Below are 17,787 nucleotides of genomic sequence, written 5' to 3'. Positions count from 1 at the left end.
GAGCAAAAGTGGAATGGCTTTCCAGTTTTGCGATAAGCGGTGCGACAATTGGTTGCAATGTGAAGAATCTTGCTTGTAAGATAGTTGCAAGGTCTGGTCTCCAACTAGGGAACCTAGATCTACCTGAGTCGCAACGGAAACGAGTTACAAAAAAGATTTCCGTGCGGAAGCGGGTTCTGCAAAAGGAGAGAGGCAGCCATCTAAAAAAAACAAAGGCTGCCGACGGATGTGAGGAGAAGGAACTGCTGCTCGTCTTACCTGATGGGTAGTGGCGCGCCTGCGAGTCGGCCAGACGGCTGCCGAACCGGCGTGAACGTGGTGCTGCAGTCCCGGCGTGCTGTTCGGTACGTCACTGTCTGGCACCTACCGGCCGATCCTTGCCTGTCTTACCTGCTGCAATCGCTTCAAGTCGAACCATTGTTGGCGTTTTCGGGGGCGACCCCCTTATCAAGACGTTCTTGGTTGTATTTGCATACAGCAGGGAAATAGAGAGGTGCAGGCCGCATGGCTTACTGACCTTTCCCTTGTTCACAAACACATAGACGCATGAGAGCAAACCTGATGACGGACGGGGAATCTGGCCGTTTCAGCACGCTGATAAAGGAGCTGTATCATGATTGAACAAGCAGGCATTGGTGCTGGCGTTTCTGAAGGCAGAGGCAAGCTCGACCGGTATTTCCAAATCTCGGCGCGTGGCAGCACCCAGCGCCAGGAAATCCTGGCAGGGATTACCACCTTCATGGCGATGGTCTATTCGGTCATCGTCGTACCGGGCATGTTGGGTGAAGCCGGCTTCGACAAGAGTGCCGTTTTCGTCGCCGTCTGCCTGACCACCGCGTTTGGTTCGCTGCTGATGGGCCTGTGGGCCAAGTTGCCGCTGGCCATCGGTTGTGCCATTTCGCTGACTGCCTTCACCGCCTTCGGTCTGGTGTTGGGTCACCATCTGTCGCCTCAGGTGGCGCTGGGTGCCGTATTCCTGATGGGCATCGTGTTCACCGCCATTTCGGTGACCGGTGTGCGTTCGTGGATCCTGAAGAACCTGCCGTCTGGCGTGGCGCATGGTACGGGGGTCGGTATCGGCCTGTTCCTGCTGCTGATTGCGTCCAATGGCGTGGGTTTGGTCGTGAAGAACGCGCATCCGGGCCTGCCGGTGACGCTGGGTAACATCACCGCCTTCCCGGTGCTGATGTCGATCCTGGGTCTGGCGGCGATCTTCGGCATGGAGCGTCGTCGCGTGCCGGGCGGCATCCTGCTGGTGATCGTTGCGCTGTCGGTTCTTGGTCTGATCTTTGATCCGGCGGTGAAATTCAGCGGCGTGTTCGCCATGCCTAGCCTGGGTGCCGCTGGTAAGTCGCTGATCGGCTCGATGGATATCCAAGGCGCACTGACCTCCGCTGTGATCCCGAGCGTTCTGGCGCTGGTGATGACCGCCGTGTTTGACGCGACCGGTACCATCCGTGCCGTGGCCGGTCAGGCGGGCCAACTCGACGAGAAGGGCCAGATCATCAACGGCAACCGTGCGCTGACCGCTGACTCGCTCAGCTCGATCTTCTCCGGTTTCTTCGGTGGTGCCCCGGCTGCGGCCTATATCGAATCGGCGGCAGGTGTGGCGGCTGGTGCCAAGACCGGTCTCGCCGCTGCCGTGGTGGGTGCGCTGTTCCTGGTGGTGATCTTCTTCTCGCCGCTGGCAGCACTGGTTCCGTCCTACGCTACCGCGCCGGCTCTGATGTACGTGGGCCTGTTGATGCTGGGCAATATCAGCAAGCTGCACATGGACGACATGGTCGATGCCATGGCCGGCCTGGTGTGCGCCGTGTTCATCGTGCTGACCTGCAATATCGTCACCGGCATCATGCTCGGCTTCTGCACCCTGGTCATCGGCCGCATCATCGGTGGCGAGTTCCGCAAGCTGAACATCGGCACCGTCGCGATCGCGATTGCATTGGCCGTGTTCTACGCGGGCGGTTGGGCGATCTGATTTGTGCCAGAGGGTCTATGCCTGAAGGGCCCTGTGCCTTCGAAACAAACCCTCCGCTACGGCGGGGGGTTTGTTTTTGTGCACGTGCAGGGGAAACGCTGTCGCCGGGCTTTAGGGCAAATTTGGCACTGGGCGCTTAATCGAGTTGCCCGGTTGTGGTACCCTGAAAGATTGATTTCACCGAAGGGAAAGCGGCCATGGCCCAGCAAAGCGGCAACATCTTCATCGTCACGGCACCCTCCGGTGCAGGCAAAACGACGTTGGTGGCAGCGTTGCTGGCGGCCGAACGTGCGGTGCAACTGTCGGTGTCGTACACCACCCGTGAGCCGCGCGAAGGCGAGGTCGAGGGGCGGCACTACCACTTCGTGGGCCGCGCGGACTTCGAGGCGCGCATCGAACGTGGTGAGTTCCTCGAGCACGCCGAAGTGTACGGCAACTATTACGGCACCAGCGAAACCTGGATCCGTGAGCGCTTGGCCGAAGGGCGCGACATCCTGCTAGAGATCGATTGGCAGGGCGCGCAGCAGGTGCGCAAGGTGTTTCCCGAAGCGATCAGCATCTTCATCCTGCCGCCCTCGCTCGAGGAGCTGGAGAAGCGTCTGCGCGGTCGTGGCACCGACAGCGACGAGGTGATTGCGCGCCGTCTGGCGCTGGCGCGCAGCGAGATCGACCACGCCGAGAGTTTCGATTACATGTTGATCAACGACGACCTCGGCACCGCCACGCTCGACCTGATCAGCGTGGTGCGCGCCGAACGGTTGCGTCCGGCACGCCAGCTGGCGCGGCACGGCGAGGCACTGCTGCAGTTGCACACGCCCGGCTGAGCGTTGGTCGCCGACCGGTTTTTCTATATAGTGGGACGCTGGGTATCCTGGCATTTCTGAAAAGAGGATTGTATGGCTCGTATTACTGTTGATGATTGTCTGGATCGTATCCAAAACCGTTTCGACCTGACCCTGACTGCCGCCTACCGCGCCCGTCAGATTGCCTCGGGCTCGACCACCTTCGTTGAAGGCGGCCGCCATAAGCCGACCGTGGTGGCGCTGCGCGAAATCGCCGCCGGCCACGTGGGCAAGGAAGTGCTGAGCCGCAAGGCCTGATTCCCCTTTGGACGTCATGAGCGCAGAACCCGTCATTCCCGTGGACTACGCTGCCCAGATCGCGGCGGACGCCGAGACCTTTTTTGGGGCGGCCGGCCGTTATCTGAGGCCGGAGGACGTGCAGCTGCTGCGGCAGGCGTTCGAAGTCAGCCGCAATGCGCACGAAGGGCAGACCCGCAAGAGCGGCGAGCCTTACATCACTCACCCCTTGGCGGTGGCGTCGATGTTGGCCGAATGGCGGCTCGATGCGCAAGGGCTGGCGGCGGCGCTGCTGCATGACGTGCTGGAGGACACCGGCGTCACCAAGTCGACGCTGGCCGAGGGTTTCGGCAAGACCATCGCCGATCTGGTCGACGGTCTCTCCAAGCTGGAGCGACTCGAATACGCCACCCGCGAGGCGGCGCAGGCGGAGAATTTCCGCAAGATGGTGCTGGCGATGGCGCGCGACATCCGCGTCATCATCGTCAAGCTGGCCGACCGCTTGCACAATATGCGTACCCTCGACGCGATGCGCGAGGACAAGCGCAAGCGCATCGCGCTGGAGACGCTGGAAATCTATGCGCCGATCGCCAACCGGATCGGCCTCAACCAGGTCTACCGCGAACTGCAGGATCTGGCGTTCAAGCACTTGTACCCGACCCGTTATTCGGTGATCGCCAAGGCGGTCAAGGCGGCGCGCGGCAACCGCCGCGAGGTGGTCAACAAGATCACCCAGGCGATCCAGCAGAAGCTGGTCGACTGCCACGTCGAGGCGACGATCAAGGGTCGCGAGAAGAACCTCTACAGCATCTACAAGAAGATGCAGGAGAAGCAGCTGTCGTTCTCCGAGGTGCTCGACATCTACGGTTTTCGGGTGATCGTCCACGACGTCGCCCACTGTTATCTGGCGCTGGGGGCGCTGCACGGCCTGTACAAGCCGATCCCCGGCAAGTTCAAGGACTACATCGCGATCCCGAAGGGCAATGGCTACCAGAGTCTGCACACCACGCTGTTCGGCCCGTACGGCACGCCGGTGGAGATCCAGATCCGCACCCAGGAGATGCACTCGGTGGCCGAGGCGGGGATCGCCTCGCACTGGATGTACAAGAGCGGTGACGCCAGTCTCGACGCGGCCAAGCAGCGTACCCACCAGTGGCTGCAGAGCATTCTCGACATCCAGGCCGAGAGCGACGACGCGATCGAGTTTCTCGAGCACATCAAGATCGACCTGTTCCCGGACGAAGTGTACGTGTTCACCCCGAAGGGCAAGATCATGGTGCTGCCGCAGGGCTCGACCCCGGTCGACTTCGCCTACGCGGTGCACACCGACGTCGGTCACCGCTGTATCGCCGCGCGCGTCAACTACGCGCTGGTGCCGCTGCGCACCGAGCTGCGCAACGGCGACACGATCGAGATCATCACCGCCACCCAGGCCAAGCCGAACCCGGCCTGGCTCAATTTTGTCGTCAGCGGTCGGGCCCGCTCCGGCATCCGCAGCTACCTGAAGGGCTTGCAGCGCGAAGAGTCTCAGCAACTGGGCGAGCGCTTGCTGCGCCAGGCGCTGGCAGCGCTGGCGGTGTCGCCGCTGGTGCTGACCGACACGCTGCGCGACGCGTATCTCGCCGAGTACGCCGAGAAGGTCGATTCGTTCCAGCAAGTGTTGGCCGAAATCGGCATGGGTCGCTTGATGCCGATCGTCGCGGCGCGTCGACTGGTCGAGCTGGCCGGTGAGAAACTCGGTGAAGAGGTGCGCGTTGGCCCGGTGACGATCCGCGGCAACGAGGGCGGATCGGTGCAGCTGTCGAGCTGCTGCAACCCGATCCCCGGCGATGCGATCGTCGGCGTGATCACCAAGGGGCAGGGGCTGGTGATCCATCGCAGCAACTGCTCGAACGCCAAGCGCGTCGAGCCGGACAAGCTGCTCGACGTGGCGTGGGAGCCGCAGAAGGACCGGCTGTTCGGCGCGGTGATCAGCGTGCTGGCGCGCAACCAGCGCGGTATGCTGGCCGAGGTGGCCGCGGCGATTTCCAATGCGTCGGCCAACATCGAGACGGTGGATACCCAGGACACCCATCGCGGCGATGGTTTCATTCACATTATTTTCCGCATCCAGGTGGAAGGCGTCGCGCATCTGGAGCAGACGCTGGCAATCGTGTCGCAGATCGACGCGGTGCAGCAGGTTGAGAGGAGATAGGCGGTGGTGTCGATTATGCTGAACGGCGAGGCGCGCCAGTTCGCCGGGGTGGCGACGGTCGCCGACCTGGTCGGGGTGCTGGAGCTCGTCGGCAAGCGGCTGGCGGTGGAGCGCAACGGGGAGATCGTGCCGAAGAGTCGCCACGCGGCCGAAGCGCTGAACGACGGTGACCGGCTGGAGATCGTCGTCGCGGTTGGCGGCGGCTGAGCAGAAGGTTCGGGGGGGAGGCGGCAGATCAGGCCACAGAGCCGGCGCGCCGCCGAAGGGCAAGGGTAGGGCGAGAGGGCATCCGCTTAAAACCTGCAATGTCTGATGGAAGGAGTAAGGGATGAACGATCAACTCGTCATCGCCGGCAAGGCGTACGGTTCGCGTCTGCTGGTGGGTACCGGCAAGTACAAGGACTTCGACGAAACCGCGCAGGCGCTCGACGCGTCCGGCTCGGAAATCGTCACCGTGGCGATCCGTCGCGTCAACCTCGGCCAGGACCCGAATTCGCCCAGCCTGCTCGACGCGCTGCCGAAAAACCGCTATACCCTGCTACCCAACACGGCCGGCTGCTATAGCGCCGACGACGCGATCCGCACGCTGCGGCTGGCGCGCGAGCTGCTCGACGATCATCGTCTGGTCAAGCTCGAGGTGCTCGGCGATCCGACCAATCTGTTCCCGAACGTCAAGGAAACCCTGAAGGCGGCCGAGGTGCTGGTGGCGGAAGGTTTCGACGTGATGGTCTACACTTCGGATGATCCGATCATCGCGCGCGAGTTGGAAGCAATCGGTTGTTGTGCGATCATGCCGCTCGCCAGCCTGATCGGTTCCGGGATGGGGATCCTCAACCCGTGGAACCTGCAGCTGATCATCGAGCAGTCGAAGGTGCCGGTGTTGGTCGATGCCGGCGTCGGTACCGCGTCGGACGCGGCGATTGCGATGGAATTGGGCTGCGATGGCGTATTGATGAATACCGCCATCGCCGCAGCCCGCGAGCCGGTGCGCATGGCGCATGCGATGAAGCTCGCGGTAGAAGCCGGGCGTGCCGCCTATCTGGCCGGGCGCATGCCGAAACGTTTTTACAGTGCCACACCAAGTTCTCCACGTGAGGGGGTGATTTCGAGCCGGAGCTGATGCGCAAAGCGCACAGTCGGGTCGCTGTTTTGACTGGCGGGCTTTTCCTGTCCGCCCAATGTTGTTAGAATTCCGTCTTTATCAAGCATTTAGCTTTCAGAATTTAAGGATTCGAGTCAATGCCGAACATTCGCGTTAAAGAGAACGAACCGTTTGAAGTGGCGATGCGCCGCTTCAAACGCGCTGTGGAAAAAACCGGTCTGCTGACCGAACTGCGCGCACGTGAGTTCTACGAGAAGCCGACTGCTGAGCGCAAGCGCAAGGCCGCTGCCGCTGTGAAGCGTCACTTCAAGCGCCTGCGCAGCCAGACGCTGCCGCCGAAGCTGTACTAAGCTTCAGCCAGTAGGCGCACAAAGCGGGACCGCAGGCTATGCCTGCGGTTTTCCCATTTGTGCGTACCGAATTTTGCAGCCCGCGGTCGCGGGCTGATGTCTGCCAGCAGAGAGTGTCATGAGCCTGAAAATCCGCATCACCGACGACATGAAATCGGCCATGAAGGCCAAGGAAACCGCCAGGCTGGCGGCGATTCGCCTGCTGCTGGCGGCGATCAAACAGAAAGAAGTCGATGAGCGCATCGAGCTCGACGATGCCGGCATCACCGCGGTGATCGACAAGATGCTCAAGCAGCGTCGCGACTCGGTCGAACAGTATGAAGCGGCGCAGCGCCAGGACCTGGCCGACAAGGAGCGCTTCGAGATGGACGTGCTGTCGGTCTACCTGCCGCAGCCGCTCAGCGACGCCGAAGTCGCCGCACTGATCGAAGAGGCGGTCGCCGCCACCGGCGCCGCCGGCATGCAGGACATGGGCAAGGTGATGGGCGTGCTGCGCCCGCAGTTGACCGGCCGCGCCGACATGGGCGTGGTGTCGGCCAAGATCAAGGCGCGGTTGAGCGCTTGATCCGACTCCGAGGATGATTCCGCAGGACTTCATCGACCAGCTGCTGTCGCGCGTCGACATCGTCGACGTGATCGACCGCTACGTGCCGCTCAAGAAGGGTGGCCAGAACTACCTCGCCTGCTGCCCCTTCCACAAGGAAAAATCGCCCTCATTCACCGTGAGTCCGAGCAAGCAGTTCTACCACTGCTTCGGCTGTGGCGCGCACGGTTCGGCGATCGGTTTCGTGATGGAGTACCAGGGCCTCGGCTTCGTCGAGGCGGTGAAGCTGCTGGCCGAAGGCATCGGCATGCCGGTGCCCGAGGAGCGTTCGGCCAACCCTGAGGCGGCGCGGGTGGCGCGCGAGCGCCAGCTGTCGCTGGAAGAGTCGCTGGTGCTGGCGGCCAAGTTCTACAAGCAGCAGTTGAAGTCGGCGCCGCAGGCGGTCGGCTACTTCAAGGGCCGTGGCCTGACCGGCGAGGTGGCCGCGCACTTCGGTCTCGGTTATGCGCCGGACGAATGGCAGCCGCTCGCTACGGTGTTCCGCGACTATCAGGACGAGAAACTGGTCGAGGCCGGGCTGGTGATCGCCGGCGACGAGGGCAAGCGCTACGACCGCTTCCGCGGCCGGGTGATGTTCCCGATCCGCAACCAGCGCGGTGCGATCGTCGGCTTCGGCGGGCGGGTGCTCGGCAAGGGCGAACCGAAGTATCTGAACTCGCCGGAGACGCCACTGTTCGAGAAGGGTCGCGAGCTGTACGGCCTGTACGAGGCGCGCCAGGCGATCCGCGACAAGAACCGCGTGCTGGTGGTCGAAGGCTATATGGACGTGGTGGCGCTGGCGCAGTTCGGCATCGGTTACGCGGTGGCCGCGCTCGGCACCGCGACCACCGCCGAGCATGTGAAGAAGCTGTTGCGCCACGCTGACGCGGTGTACTTCTGCTTCGACGGCGACGCGGCCGGCCAGAAGGCCGCCTGGCGCGCGCTGGAAAATGCGTTGCCGATGCTGGTGGACGGCAAGGCGCTGCATTTCCTGTTCCTGCCGGCCGAGCACGATCCGGACAGCTTTGTGCGCGAATTCGGCGCCGAGGCGTTCGAGAAACAATTGTTGGAAGAAAGCCTGCCGCTGTCGGCGTATTTCGCGCGCGAGCTGACCCGGCGGGTCGATATGAATACCCCGGAAGGCCGGGCCGACCTGATCCGTCAGGCGACGCCGTTGCTCGCGCAGATCGCCGCGCCGGCGTTGGCCTTCTTGATCCGGCAGAGGTTGGCCGAACTGGCCGGTGTCAGCAGCGATGCCTTCGATCAGCTGACCGGTCGGGCTAAGCCGGCGCCGCGCGGCGGCAAGCGCGAATACCGGCTGCCGGCCGAGTCGAATCGGCAGATCAATACCCCGATCGCGCGCAAACAGATCAAGTGGTTGCTGATGAACCCCGACTGGTCGCGCGATGTACAGATTCCGGACAGCATGGTGCTGTCGGATGAACTGGCCTGTCTTGCCATGTTGGCCGAAACCGTTGAGCAACACGTCGAACCCCTATCGACCGCACAGCTAATTGAAAGCGTACGCGGCACCCCCTACGAGGGGCTGGTGGACAGTGTGCTGCAACAGGCGATGGAAGACCCGGCCGAGTTCGACGCGCCCAGTAACGAGGCGCGTACGCAGTTTCAGGAGGGCAACGACAAGCTCCTGAAAATTCTGCGGAACTCGCAGCTTGAGCGGCTAAAACAAAAGGACCGCAGCGAAGGTCTAAGCCCTCAGGAGAAACGCTTATTGCTGGAGTTGCTGCTGCCCAAGTAGCGGCGACTCCCGCACCCAAACAGTGCTTGACGTGTTGTGATATAATCAAGTGTTTTTTCGGCTTTTTTTCGAGCAGGAAACCAAATGGCGGCCTCACCCGATTTGAACAAAGACGAGCAGGACAACCAGGCACCCGAACAGATGAGCCTGGAAGAGCAGCGCAAGCGGCTTCGCCAGCTGATCGCGCTCGGCAAGGAACGTGGTTACCTGACCTTTGCGGAAATCAACGACCACCTTCCGGAAGACGTCTCGGACGCCGAGCAGATCGAGAACATCATCGGCATGATCCAGGGGCTGGGCATCCAGGTGACCGACGAGGCGCCGGACGCCGAGTCGTTGCTGATGTCCGACAGCACCCCGACCGTGGCCGATGAGGACGCGGTGGAAGAAGCGGAGGCCGCGCTGTCGTCGGTCGACGCCGAATTCGGCCGGACCACCGACCCGGTGCGCATGTATATGCGCGAGATGGGCACGGTCGAGCTGTTGACCCGCGAGGGCGAGATCGTAATCGCCAAGCGGATCGAAGAAGGCCTCAAGAACATGATCGAGGCGATCTCGGCCTGCCCGGGAACGATCGCCGAGGTGCTCGCGCTGGTCGACCGCATCGAGAAGGAAGAAATCCGCGTCGACGAGGTGATCGACGGCTTCATCGACCCGGACGCGGAAACCGCCGAAGAGGTCGAGTTTGCCGAACCGGTGGCCAGTGTCGAGGAAGTCGACGAGGACAGCGACGAAGACGTAGAAGGCGACGAAGAGGCCGATGCGGCCGCGATCACCAGCGCCAACCTGGAAGAGCTCAAGCGCCAGACGCTCGAGCACTTCGGTGGTGTGCGCGTGCTGTTCGATAAGCTGGTGGTGGTGCTGAACAAGCACGGCAGCCAGCACAAGCAATACATCGAGTTGCAGGAGGTGATCACCGCCGAGTTCATGAAGGTGCGCTTCGCCACTCGTCAGATCGAGAGCCTGTGTGAGAGCCTGCGCAGCAAGGTCGAAGAGATCCGCAGCTACGAGCGCGCCATCCAGGACATCTGTGTGACCCGTGTGCGGATGGACCGCGCCCACTTCATCGATCGCTTCCCGGGCAACGAGACCAACCTCGAGTGGGTCGAGGACGAGATCGACCGCGGCCGGGTCTGGAGCGAGGCGTTGACCCGCTTCAAGTATTCGATCATCGAGAAGCAGACCAAGCTGAACGAGCTGCAAGACCGCGCGATGCTGTCGATCAAGGAGCTGAAAGAGATCAACCGCCAGATGTCGATGGGTGAGTCGAAAGCCCGTCGCGCCAAGCGCGAGATGATCGAGGCCAACCTGCGTCTGGTGATCTCGATCGCCAAGAAATACACCAACCGTGGCCTGCAGTTCCTCGACCTGATCCAGGAAGGCAATATCGGCCTGATGAAGGCGGTGGACAAGTTCGAATACCGTCGCGGTTACAAGTTCTCGACCTACGCCACTTGGTGGATCCGTCAGGCGATCACCCGCTCGATCGCCGACCAGGCGCGTACCATCCGGATTCCGGTTCACATGATCGAAACGATCAACAAGATGAACCGGATCAGCCGGCAGATCCTGCAGGAGTCCGGTCACGAGCCGGATCCGGCTGAGTTGGCCGAACGGATGGAGATGCCCGAGGACAAGATCCGCAAGATCATGAAGATTTCCAAGGAGCCGATCTCCATGGAAACCCCGATCGGCGACGACGACGACTCGCACCTGGGCGACTTCATCGAGGATCAGAACAACCTGGCACCGTCCGAGGCGGCGATGTACGCGTCCTTGCGCGAGGCGACCAAGGAAGTGCTCGACACGCTGACCCCGCGCGAGGCCAAGGTGCTGCGGATGCGCTTCGGCATCGACATGAATACCGACCACACGCTGGAAGAAGTCGGCAAGCAGTTCGACGTCACCCGCGAGCGGATCCGTCAGATCGAGGCCAAGGCGCTGCGCAAGCTGCGCCACCCGACCCGTTCGGAACGGCTGCGTAGCTTCCTCGACAACGAGCCGGGCAACCAGTAAGTCCGTCCCGCCGTTCGCCGTACACCAAGCCCCAGCTCGCTGGGGCTTGTTATTTTTACCGCGAGACTTTGACCTGGCCGGCATACAGTCGGTAGAATCGCTGCTCTTCGGGCCTCTAGCTCATGCTTGGTTAGAGCAGCGGACTTAAAGGATGATGTTCCTGCGGCTCGCGAGAGTACGGAACAGCGTCGTATGGGTTGCCCTGGAGCAAGTTGACTCTGCTCCTGGGTAGAACTGCTCAAAGTCGGGGAAGCCTCTGGTTAACCGTGGTAATCCCGAGCGAAGCTCTTGCGAGAGAGAACGTGTAGAGACTGTACGGGCAGGTCGTAAAGACAAGAGACAGTCCAGACCACAAACCCGAAAGGGGCGGCGAAAGCCGTAGTTGGTAAGCATAATCCGTTGGTGCCGGGTTCGACTCCCGGGGGGCCCACCAAATACCGAAACCGCACAGGACGAGTCCTGTGCGGTTTTTTTTGTTTCCGTAGCTCCTCCATGCCTTGCTGGGCGGCCGCGGCGGAAGGAAAGGGGATTTCCCTACGCGGCAACAACCGCGGGGCCGGGGTGCATGGCTAGGAGCTGTGCCCGCCGCCGACTCGGCGTGGATAGATTTGTTTCGAATTTCATAGAAATGAATCGGTATAACCTGGTTATATGGTGCTGGGTTAGCATCGTCGACATATCGAAAGTGTCGAAAGTGGCCGGGATGGAATTGGGGTATGTGATTGCAGGGCTGGTGGTGGGGTTCATCGTCGGCCTGACGGGAGTAGGGGGCGGCTCGCTGATGACGCCGATCCTGCTGTGGTTCGGGATCAGCCCGGCGACGGCGGTCGGTACCGACCTGTTGTACGCGGCGGTGACCAAGGCCGGGGGCGTGCTGATCCACCATCGGCAGCGCCACGTCGACTGGCGGTTGGTCGGTTGGCTGGCGGCCGGTAGCGTGCCGGCCTCGCTGGTCACGCTGTTCTTCCTGTCGAACGCCCATCTGGCCTCGCATCAGCAGGACTCGCTGATCAAAACCATGCTCGGTGTGGCGCTGATCCTGACCGCGGTCGCGATCCTGTTCAAGCCCTGGCTGCTCAAGCGTGTGCCGGCGCGTTTCCAGAATGCCTCGTTCGAAAGCCTGCGTCCGCTGGTGGTGCTGACCGGCGTGATGCTGGGGACGCTGGTGACGCTCAGTTCGATCGGTGCTGGCGCCCTCGGTACTTTGGCGCTGTTTCTGCTGCTGCCGGCGTTGCCGACCACCCGTCTGGTCGGCACCGAGATCGCCCATGCGGTACCGCTGACGCTGGTCGCGGGTCTCGGCCATGCCAGCCTCGGCAACCTCGATGTGCCGCTGCTGCTCAATCTGTTGATGGGCTCCCTGCCGGGCATCTGGCTGGGCAGCAAGCTGACCCACAAGATGGCCGAAGGCGTGTTGCGCCCGGCTCTGGCGCTGATGCTGGTGGTGATCGGCGCCAAGCTGGTGGCGTAAGCCGAACGGCAGCGGATCGGGTGATCCGCCCGAAGCCCTCTCGATTTCGACGATAGCCTGCGTTCATGACGCAGGCTTTTTCTATTGGTCTTTGCCGGTTTGGTGAAGACCTCGTTGGTTTTATCTCTTGAACGTCGCGGGCCGTGAGAAGCCCTGCCGGGCCTCGCGTTCGAGGCGCTGAGCCCATTGCAACATTGATACAAAGATCCCTTTGACATGCCGTTTGGCGCTTATTTAATGAAATGGCGGACGGCAAGACCGGTCTGGTTATGACAAAAGGACAAAGGGAGCGTGCAATGAGGTTTCAACGCGGTTTTCTCGGGTTCACCAGCGGCAGTGGGCCGTTGCGCGAAGTGCTCGAACAGGCGATCGACGCGGTCATTACCATCGATGCCGACAATACCGTCACCTTCTTCAACGCGGCCGCCGAAAAACTGTGGGGCTACAGCCGGCACGAGGTGCTTGGCCAGAACGTGAAGATGCCAGTGCCGCCCGCGATCCAGCACGATCACGACCGGCTGGTGAACACCAACCGTACCACCGGCGTCGACAAGATTGTCGGTACCAGCCGCGAGGTGCCGATCGAGCGCAAGGACGGCACCAAGATCTGGGGCCTGCTGTCGCTGTCCAAGATCCGCATGGACGGCAAGATCGCCTACACCGCCTTCGTCAAGAACGTCGAGGCCGAGCACGAGGAACACGACACGACCAATAACGCGATGGAGGCGGTGCTGAATTCGAGCAATCAGATCGGTCAGATCGTTGCCGTCATCGACGAGATTGACTCGCAGACCAACCTGCTGTCGCTAAATGCCGCGATCGAGGCGGCGCGCGCCGGTGAGGCAGGGCGGGGCTTCGCGGTGGTCGCCGACGAGGTGCGCAAGCTCGCCACACGCTCGGCGACCTCGGCACGCGAGATCGGCGGTCTGGTGGACGAAACCAAGCAACGGATCGGCGAACTGGCGAGCTCGCTCAAACGTCTAAGCGAGCAGTAGTCGTATTGTGAGCCTGCAGAAATCAAGAAGCCCGCCCATCGGCGGGCTTCTTGATTGGCGAGCGCAATAAATCAACGAAGGCAGTTGCGGTAGGACGGGGCGGCCTGGCGATGGTTAGGCGCATCGCTACGGCCAAGCTCGGCAGGAGGTCCTCAGTTGTCCCAGTACGGCTCGACGCCGAAACGCTCGGCGAGGAAGTCGAGCAGGCTTTTCAGCGTCGGTGATAGTTGGCGCCGTGACGCGTACACGCCGTAGATGCCCAGCGTGTCCGGCTGGCAGTCGGGCAGCAGCGCGATCAGCTGGCCGGTACGGATCAGCGGCAGCGCGGCGTAGGTCGGCTGCTGGGTGATGCCGGCGCCGGTCAGCGCCGCCTGCAGCAGCACGGTCGACTCGTTGGCCGACAGGTTGCCGCCGACCGGCACGACGACCGGCTCGCCGCTGCGCTCGAAGCGCCAAAGACTCTTGCCGAAGTAGCTGTAGGTCAGGCAGTTGTGCAGTGCCAGTTCCTCTGCGCGGTGCGGGGTGCCGTGCTGCGCCAGATAGCTCGGCGCCGCGCACACCACCGAGCGGCACACCGACAGCTTGCGGGCGATCAGGTTCGGGTCGAGGTCGTTGCTGATCCGCACCGCCAGGTCGATCCGTTCCTCGATCAGGTTGACCGCGCGGTCGAGTAACAGCAGGTCGACCGCGGTCTTCGGGTAACGCGCCACATAGTCGGCCAGCGCCGGCGCCAGCACAGTCTGGCCGAACGCGGTCGACACGGTGACGCGCAGCAGCCCCTGCGGCGTGTCGTGTGGCGCGCGGCTGGCGGTCAGCGTCTCGTCGGCCAGCTCCAGCATCTGCCGGCAGCGCGGCAACGCCTCTTCGCCGGCACCGGTCAGGCTCAGTCGTCGGGTCGAGCGGTGCAGCAGTCTTGCTCCCAGCCAGTCTTCCAGTTCGGCCAAGTAACGCGACACCATCGCCCGCGACATGTCGAGCTGCTCGGCGGCGCCGCTCTGGCTGCCGCGCTCGACCACGCTGACGAAGACGCGCATGGCGGTGAGTCGGTCCATGATCTGCTCGATTCGTGCAACAAACAAACGCGTTGTACGCGGTTTTTCGGGCGATTGCCAGTCGTTAGACTGGCGGGACTGCTCAATGCATGCCAATCGGCACGCGCTGCATCAACGAGACAACCGCATGAAACCAGCAACCTTGCATTATATCTACGACCCGTTCTGCGGCTGGTGTTATGCCGCCGCGCCGCTGGTGCACGCCGCCGCGATGCTGCCGGGACTGCGAGTCGCCTTGCACGGCGGCGGGATGATGGCAGGTAGCCAGCGCCAGCCGGTGACCGAGGCGCTGCGCCGCTACGTGATCCCGCACGACCAGCGCATCGCCGCGCTGACCGGCCAGCCGTTCGGCGACGCCTACTTCGAGGGGCTGCTGCGCGATGCTGGCGCGGTGTTCGACTCCGAGCCGCCGATCGCCGCGGTGCTGGCCGCCGAGGCCTTGAATGGGCAAGGCCTCGCGCTGCTCAAGCGCATTCAACTGGCGCATTACCGGAACGGCCAACGCATCGCCGATGCTATCGTGCTGGCCGGCTTGGCGGCCGGACTCGGCATCGAGCCGCGAGTATTTGCCGACAAGTTGGCCGAAACCCTTGGCGAACCAACGGGGCAGCACATCGCCGCCAGTCGCGAGTTGCTGGCTCAACTGGGCGGGCAGGGCTTCCCGACGCTGGCGCTGGAATGTAACGGCCGCGTGGAGCGGCTCGACCTCGGCCCCTATCTGGGTAAGCCGGACGCGTGGTGCGCGCTGCTGCAGCAGCGTCTGGGCGCCCCGGCGGCCGGCAGCGAAGCGGGCGACGGGCCGGTCTGCAGTCCGAATGGCTGTGCCTTGCCGGGCTGAGTCGAGAGGCGTTTTCTCTCTATCACTATTAAGTTGGCCGAAGCCGCGTGGCTTCGGCCAACCTTTGTCTTATTCTCGGCCGCCCTGCTGCCGACGGTACTGGTTGGGCGTGGTGCCGCACTGGCGCTGGAACATCGCGATAAACGCCGACGAGGTGCTGTAGCCCAGCTCCAGCGCCACCGTTTGCACCGGTTGGCCCCGTTCGAGCAGCGGCAGCGCGGCCAGGAAGCGCTGTCGCTGGCGCCATTCGCCGAAACTCATTCCCAGATCGCGCTGGCAGCGCCGCGCCAGCGTGCGTTCGGTCACGTGTAGCTGTTGTGCCCAGTCGGCCAGCGAGCGGTTACAGCCGGGGTCTTGCTGCAGGCTGGTCAGCAACACGGTCAGCGCCGCATCGTCGCTGGCCGGCAGATAGCTGCTGGTGCAGCGTGCCTGCTTGAGCTGGTCGACCAGTACCTCGGCCAGCCGTCGGTCGGCGGGCGTGGCGGGGATGGGGACCTTGCGTTCGGCAAAGTCGGCCAGGATCGCCTTCAGGATCGGACTGAGCAGCAGCGAGCACGGCTTGTCCGGTAACTCGGTGCACAGCGGCGCATCGACGTAGGCCGAGTGGTAGATCACGTTCTGGTGGATCTGCGCGTCGTGCGGCAGGCCGGGCGGAATCCACACCGCGTACTGCGGTGGCGACAGGAAGCGCTGCCCGTCGATGTTGAGTTCCATCACCCCGGCCGCCGAGTAGTTGAGCTGGCCCCATGGGTGGCGATGGCTGACGAAGTGCGAGTCGGCGGCGAAGTCATCGATGCGGAAGTACACCGGGTACGGCAGTTCGGTGAACGGCGGCGGGCAAAGCGGAGCGCTGGTCGGCATGTCTGGATCGCGGCATGGATTGTCTGATTAGGAGTATATCCTTCCAATGGGACGGTGCGAGAATGGCTCTCATCACATCTTCGCTCGTCCTGAGGGAATCGAATGAACCTGAAACACTACGGGCTGCCGCTCACCGCGGTGCTGATCTGGTCGGCCAACGCCGTGGTCAGCAAGCTCGCCGCCGGCGTCATCGAGCCGTCGGCGATTTCCTTTTACCGCTGGCTGCTCGCCGGCCTCTTGATGGCGCTGGTGCTGGCGAAACCGGTCTGGCGTCAGCGGTGCGAGATCATGCCCTTCCTGCCCAAACTGTTCGTGCTCGGCCTGCTCGGCATGGTGATGTATCAATGCCTCGCCTATATCGCGGCCCAGACCACCACCGCCACCAATATGGGCATCCTCGCCTCCTTGATGCCACTATTGGCGGTGGGCCTGAGCGTGCTGCTGCTCGGCGAGGCGCCGACCGTCGGCGGCATCGCCGGCGGCGTGCTGTCGCTGCTCGGGCTCGGCTATCTATTGAGTCACGGCAACCCGGCGGTGTTGCTGGCGCACGGCGTCACCACCGGCGACGGATTGATGCTGCTCGCCTGCCTGTCGTACGCCGCCTACGGCGTACTGCTCAAACGCTGGGCGATTCCGCTCAACAACTGGCACTCGCTGTTCGTGCAGATCTGGTGCGCCAACCTGGTGCTGTTCGTCTATTACCTGAGCCAGTCGGCACCACCGATCACCGCAGCCGGACTGCCGCTGGTGCTGTTCGCCGGCATCCCCGCATCGGTGATCGCGCCCTTTCTGTGGATGCACGGCGTCGGTCAGCTGGGCCCGAGCCGCACCACCACGCTGATGAACCTGTTGCCGGTGTTCACGGTCGCGATCGCGATGCTGTTTCTCGGTGAGACGCTGCATCCCTATCACGTGATCGGCGGTGGTATCACGCTGCTCGGCGTGGTGCTGGCGCAGAAACTGAAGCAGCCGCTGCGTCGTCGAGTCGCACTGGCCTGATTCGAATGCCCTCTATATATGTCATCAAAGCTTGGCCGAACGACAGTTCGGCCAAGCTTTTTGCTTTTGGGGGTAATAGGACAGGGTTAACGGCCGAGATTTCAGGGCCGGTTCCGGGCTGAAACGACCGCCGGTGGCGGGTCTGCGGCGGGTCATTAACGATTTATGCAAACAGTCGAATTTCATATTCTGTTGCAGATCAGCGGCTTGAGGCTGATTGGGCGGATTGATGGCCAGATTCTTCACTTTTCTTCGCGGGGAGGTGTTGACGGAGGCAGGGCGGATCGGTATAGTTCGCCTCCTCTGCTGCTGACACAGCGAAACGAAGCCAGTCAGCCGCAACTGCTCTTTAACAGAACGAACAACCGATAGGTGTGAGTGCCTGGTCTGATCAGGTGCTCATGCCGCAAGCTTCGAAGAGTCCGCAAGGGCGCTTCGAGCCTTGCAGCCAAGTACGAAAATAGCGAAAGATTGAACTGAAGAGTTTGATCCTGGCTCAGATTGAACGCT

Annotated in this window: 16 protein-coding genes and 2 pseudogenes; 15 read left to right on the top strand and 3 right to left on the bottom strand. The window is 62.7% G+C overall.

What is annotated here, in order from left to right; all coding sequences use genetic code 11:
- Positions 1-613 precede the first annotated feature (613 nt).
- From ACZ2IA_RS15805 to ACZ2IA_RS15745, 13 genes and pseudogenes are all read left to right on the top strand, one after another.
- Positions 614-1,978, top strand: a complete 1,365-nt coding sequence (locus ACZ2IA_RS15805; RefSeq protein WP_470293551.1) for an NCS2 family permease — start codon at positions 614-616, stop codon at positions 1,976-1,978.
- A gap of 197 nt (positions 1,979-2,175) precedes the next feature.
- Positions 2,176-2,802, top strand: a complete 627-nt coding sequence (gene gmk, locus ACZ2IA_RS15800) for a guanylate kinase (protein ID WP_470293550.1) — start codon at positions 2,176-2,178, stop codon at positions 2,800-2,802.
- A gap of 72 nt (positions 2,803-2,874) precedes the next feature.
- A complete protein-coding gene (gene rpoZ / locus ACZ2IA_RS15795; RefSeq protein ID WP_470293549.1) occupies positions 2,875-3,078 on the top strand; it encodes a DNA-directed RNA polymerase subunit omega in 204 nt (67 codons plus the stop codon).
- 16 nt (positions 3,079-3,094) lie between these two features.
- Positions 3,095-5,251, top strand: coding sequence for a RelA/SpoT family protein (locus ACZ2IA_RS15790; protein ID WP_470293548.1), 2,157 nt, complete (start codon positions 3,095-3,097; stop codon positions 5,249-5,251).
- Positions 5,252-5,254: 3 nt separating this feature from the next.
- Entirely contained in the window at positions 5,255-5,458 is a 204-nt protein-coding gene (gene thiS, locus ACZ2IA_RS15785; RefSeq protein WP_470293547.1) for a sulfur carrier protein ThiS, read from the top strand.
- Positions 5,459-5,579: 121 nt separating this feature from the next.
- Entirely contained in the window at positions 5,580-6,371 is a 792-nt protein-coding gene (locus ACZ2IA_RS15780) for a thiazole synthase (RefSeq protein WP_470293546.1), read from the top strand.
- A 119-nt stretch (positions 6,372-6,490) separates the two neighbouring features.
- Positions 6,491-6,703, top strand: a complete 213-nt coding sequence (gene rpsU / locus ACZ2IA_RS15775; protein ID WP_289832029.1) for a 30S ribosomal protein S21 — start codon at positions 6,491-6,493, stop codon at positions 6,701-6,703.
- A 118-nt stretch (positions 6,704-6,821) separates the two neighbouring features.
- A complete protein-coding gene (locus ACZ2IA_RS15770) occupies positions 6,822-7,268 on the top strand; it encodes a GatB/YqeY domain-containing protein (RefSeq protein WP_470293545.1) in 447 nt (148 codons plus the stop codon).
- Positions 7,269-7,281: 13 nt separating this feature from the next.
- Positions 7,282-9,045, top strand: a complete 1,764-nt coding sequence (dnaG, locus tag ACZ2IA_RS15765; protein WP_470293544.1) for a DNA primase — start codon at positions 7,282-7,284, stop codon at positions 9,043-9,045.
- 84 nt (positions 9,046-9,129) lie between these two features.
- Positions 9,130-11,061, top strand: a complete 1,932-nt coding sequence (gene rpoD / locus ACZ2IA_RS15760) for an RNA polymerase sigma factor RpoD (RefSeq protein WP_470293543.1) — start codon at positions 9,130-9,132, stop codon at positions 11,059-11,061.
- Positions 11,062-11,764: 703 nt separating this feature from the next.
- On the top strand, positions 11,765-12,532 hold the full coding sequence (locus ACZ2IA_RS15755) for a sulfite exporter TauE/SafE family protein (protein ID WP_470293542.1): 768 nt from the start codon (positions 11,765-11,767) through the stop codon (positions 12,530-12,532).
- Between the two features lie 242 nt (positions 12,533-12,774).
- Positions 12,775-13,215: pseudogene (locus ACZ2IA_RS15750) on the top strand (PAS domain S-box protein); the annotation flags it as partial.
- 57 nt (positions 13,216-13,272) lie between these two features.
- Positions 13,273-13,450 (top strand): annotated as a pseudogene (locus ACZ2IA_RS15745) (methyl-accepting chemotaxis protein); the annotation flags it as partial.
- Positions 13,451-13,679: 229 nt separating this feature from the next.
- Here the strand turns inward: ACZ2IA_RS15745 and ACZ2IA_RS15740 are convergent.
- Positions 13,680-14,579 (bottom strand): LysR family transcriptional regulator, encoded by a 900-nt coding sequence (locus ACZ2IA_RS15740; RefSeq protein ID WP_470293541.1) that lies wholly within the window; start codon positions 14,577-14,579, stop codon positions 13,680-13,682.
- A gap of 127 nt (positions 14,580-14,706) precedes the next feature.
- Between ACZ2IA_RS15740 and ACZ2IA_RS15735 the strand changes: the two genes are divergently transcribed.
- A complete protein-coding gene (locus tag ACZ2IA_RS15735) occupies positions 14,707-15,417 on the top strand; it encodes a DsbA family protein (RefSeq protein ID WP_470293540.1) in 711 nt (236 codons plus the stop codon).
- Between the two features lie 69 nt (positions 15,418-15,486).
- Here the strand turns inward: ACZ2IA_RS15735 and ACZ2IA_RS15730 are convergent, their stop codons facing one another.
- The gene (locus tag ACZ2IA_RS15730) at positions 15,487-16,278 is read right to left on the bottom strand and encodes an AraC family transcriptional regulator (protein WP_470293539.1); all 792 of its coding nucleotides are present in this window, start codon (positions 16,276-16,278) and stop codon (positions 15,487-15,489) included.
- Between the two features lie 102 nt (positions 16,279-16,380).
- Here ACZ2IA_RS15730 and ACZ2IA_RS15725 point away from each other — a divergent pair, with 102 nt between their 5' ends.
- On the top strand, positions 16,381-17,277 hold the full coding sequence (locus tag ACZ2IA_RS15725; protein ID WP_470293538.1) for a DMT family transporter: 897 nt from the start codon (positions 16,381-16,383) through the stop codon (positions 17,275-17,277).
- Positions 17,278-17,301: 24 nt separating this feature from the next.
- Here ACZ2IA_RS15725 and ACZ2IA_RS15720 read toward each other — a convergent pair whose 3' ends face one another.
- Entirely contained in the window at positions 17,302-17,523 is a 222-nt protein-coding gene (locus ACZ2IA_RS15720) for a hypothetical protein (protein WP_470293537.1), read from the bottom strand.
- Between the last annotated feature and the right edge of the window lie 264 nt (positions 17,524-17,787).

It is taken from the genome of Crenobacter sp. CS_VA4 (assembly GCF_055597485.1).
Note: the sequence above shows the minus strand (reverse complement) of the source record. Positions and strands in the feature narration are given on the sequence as shown.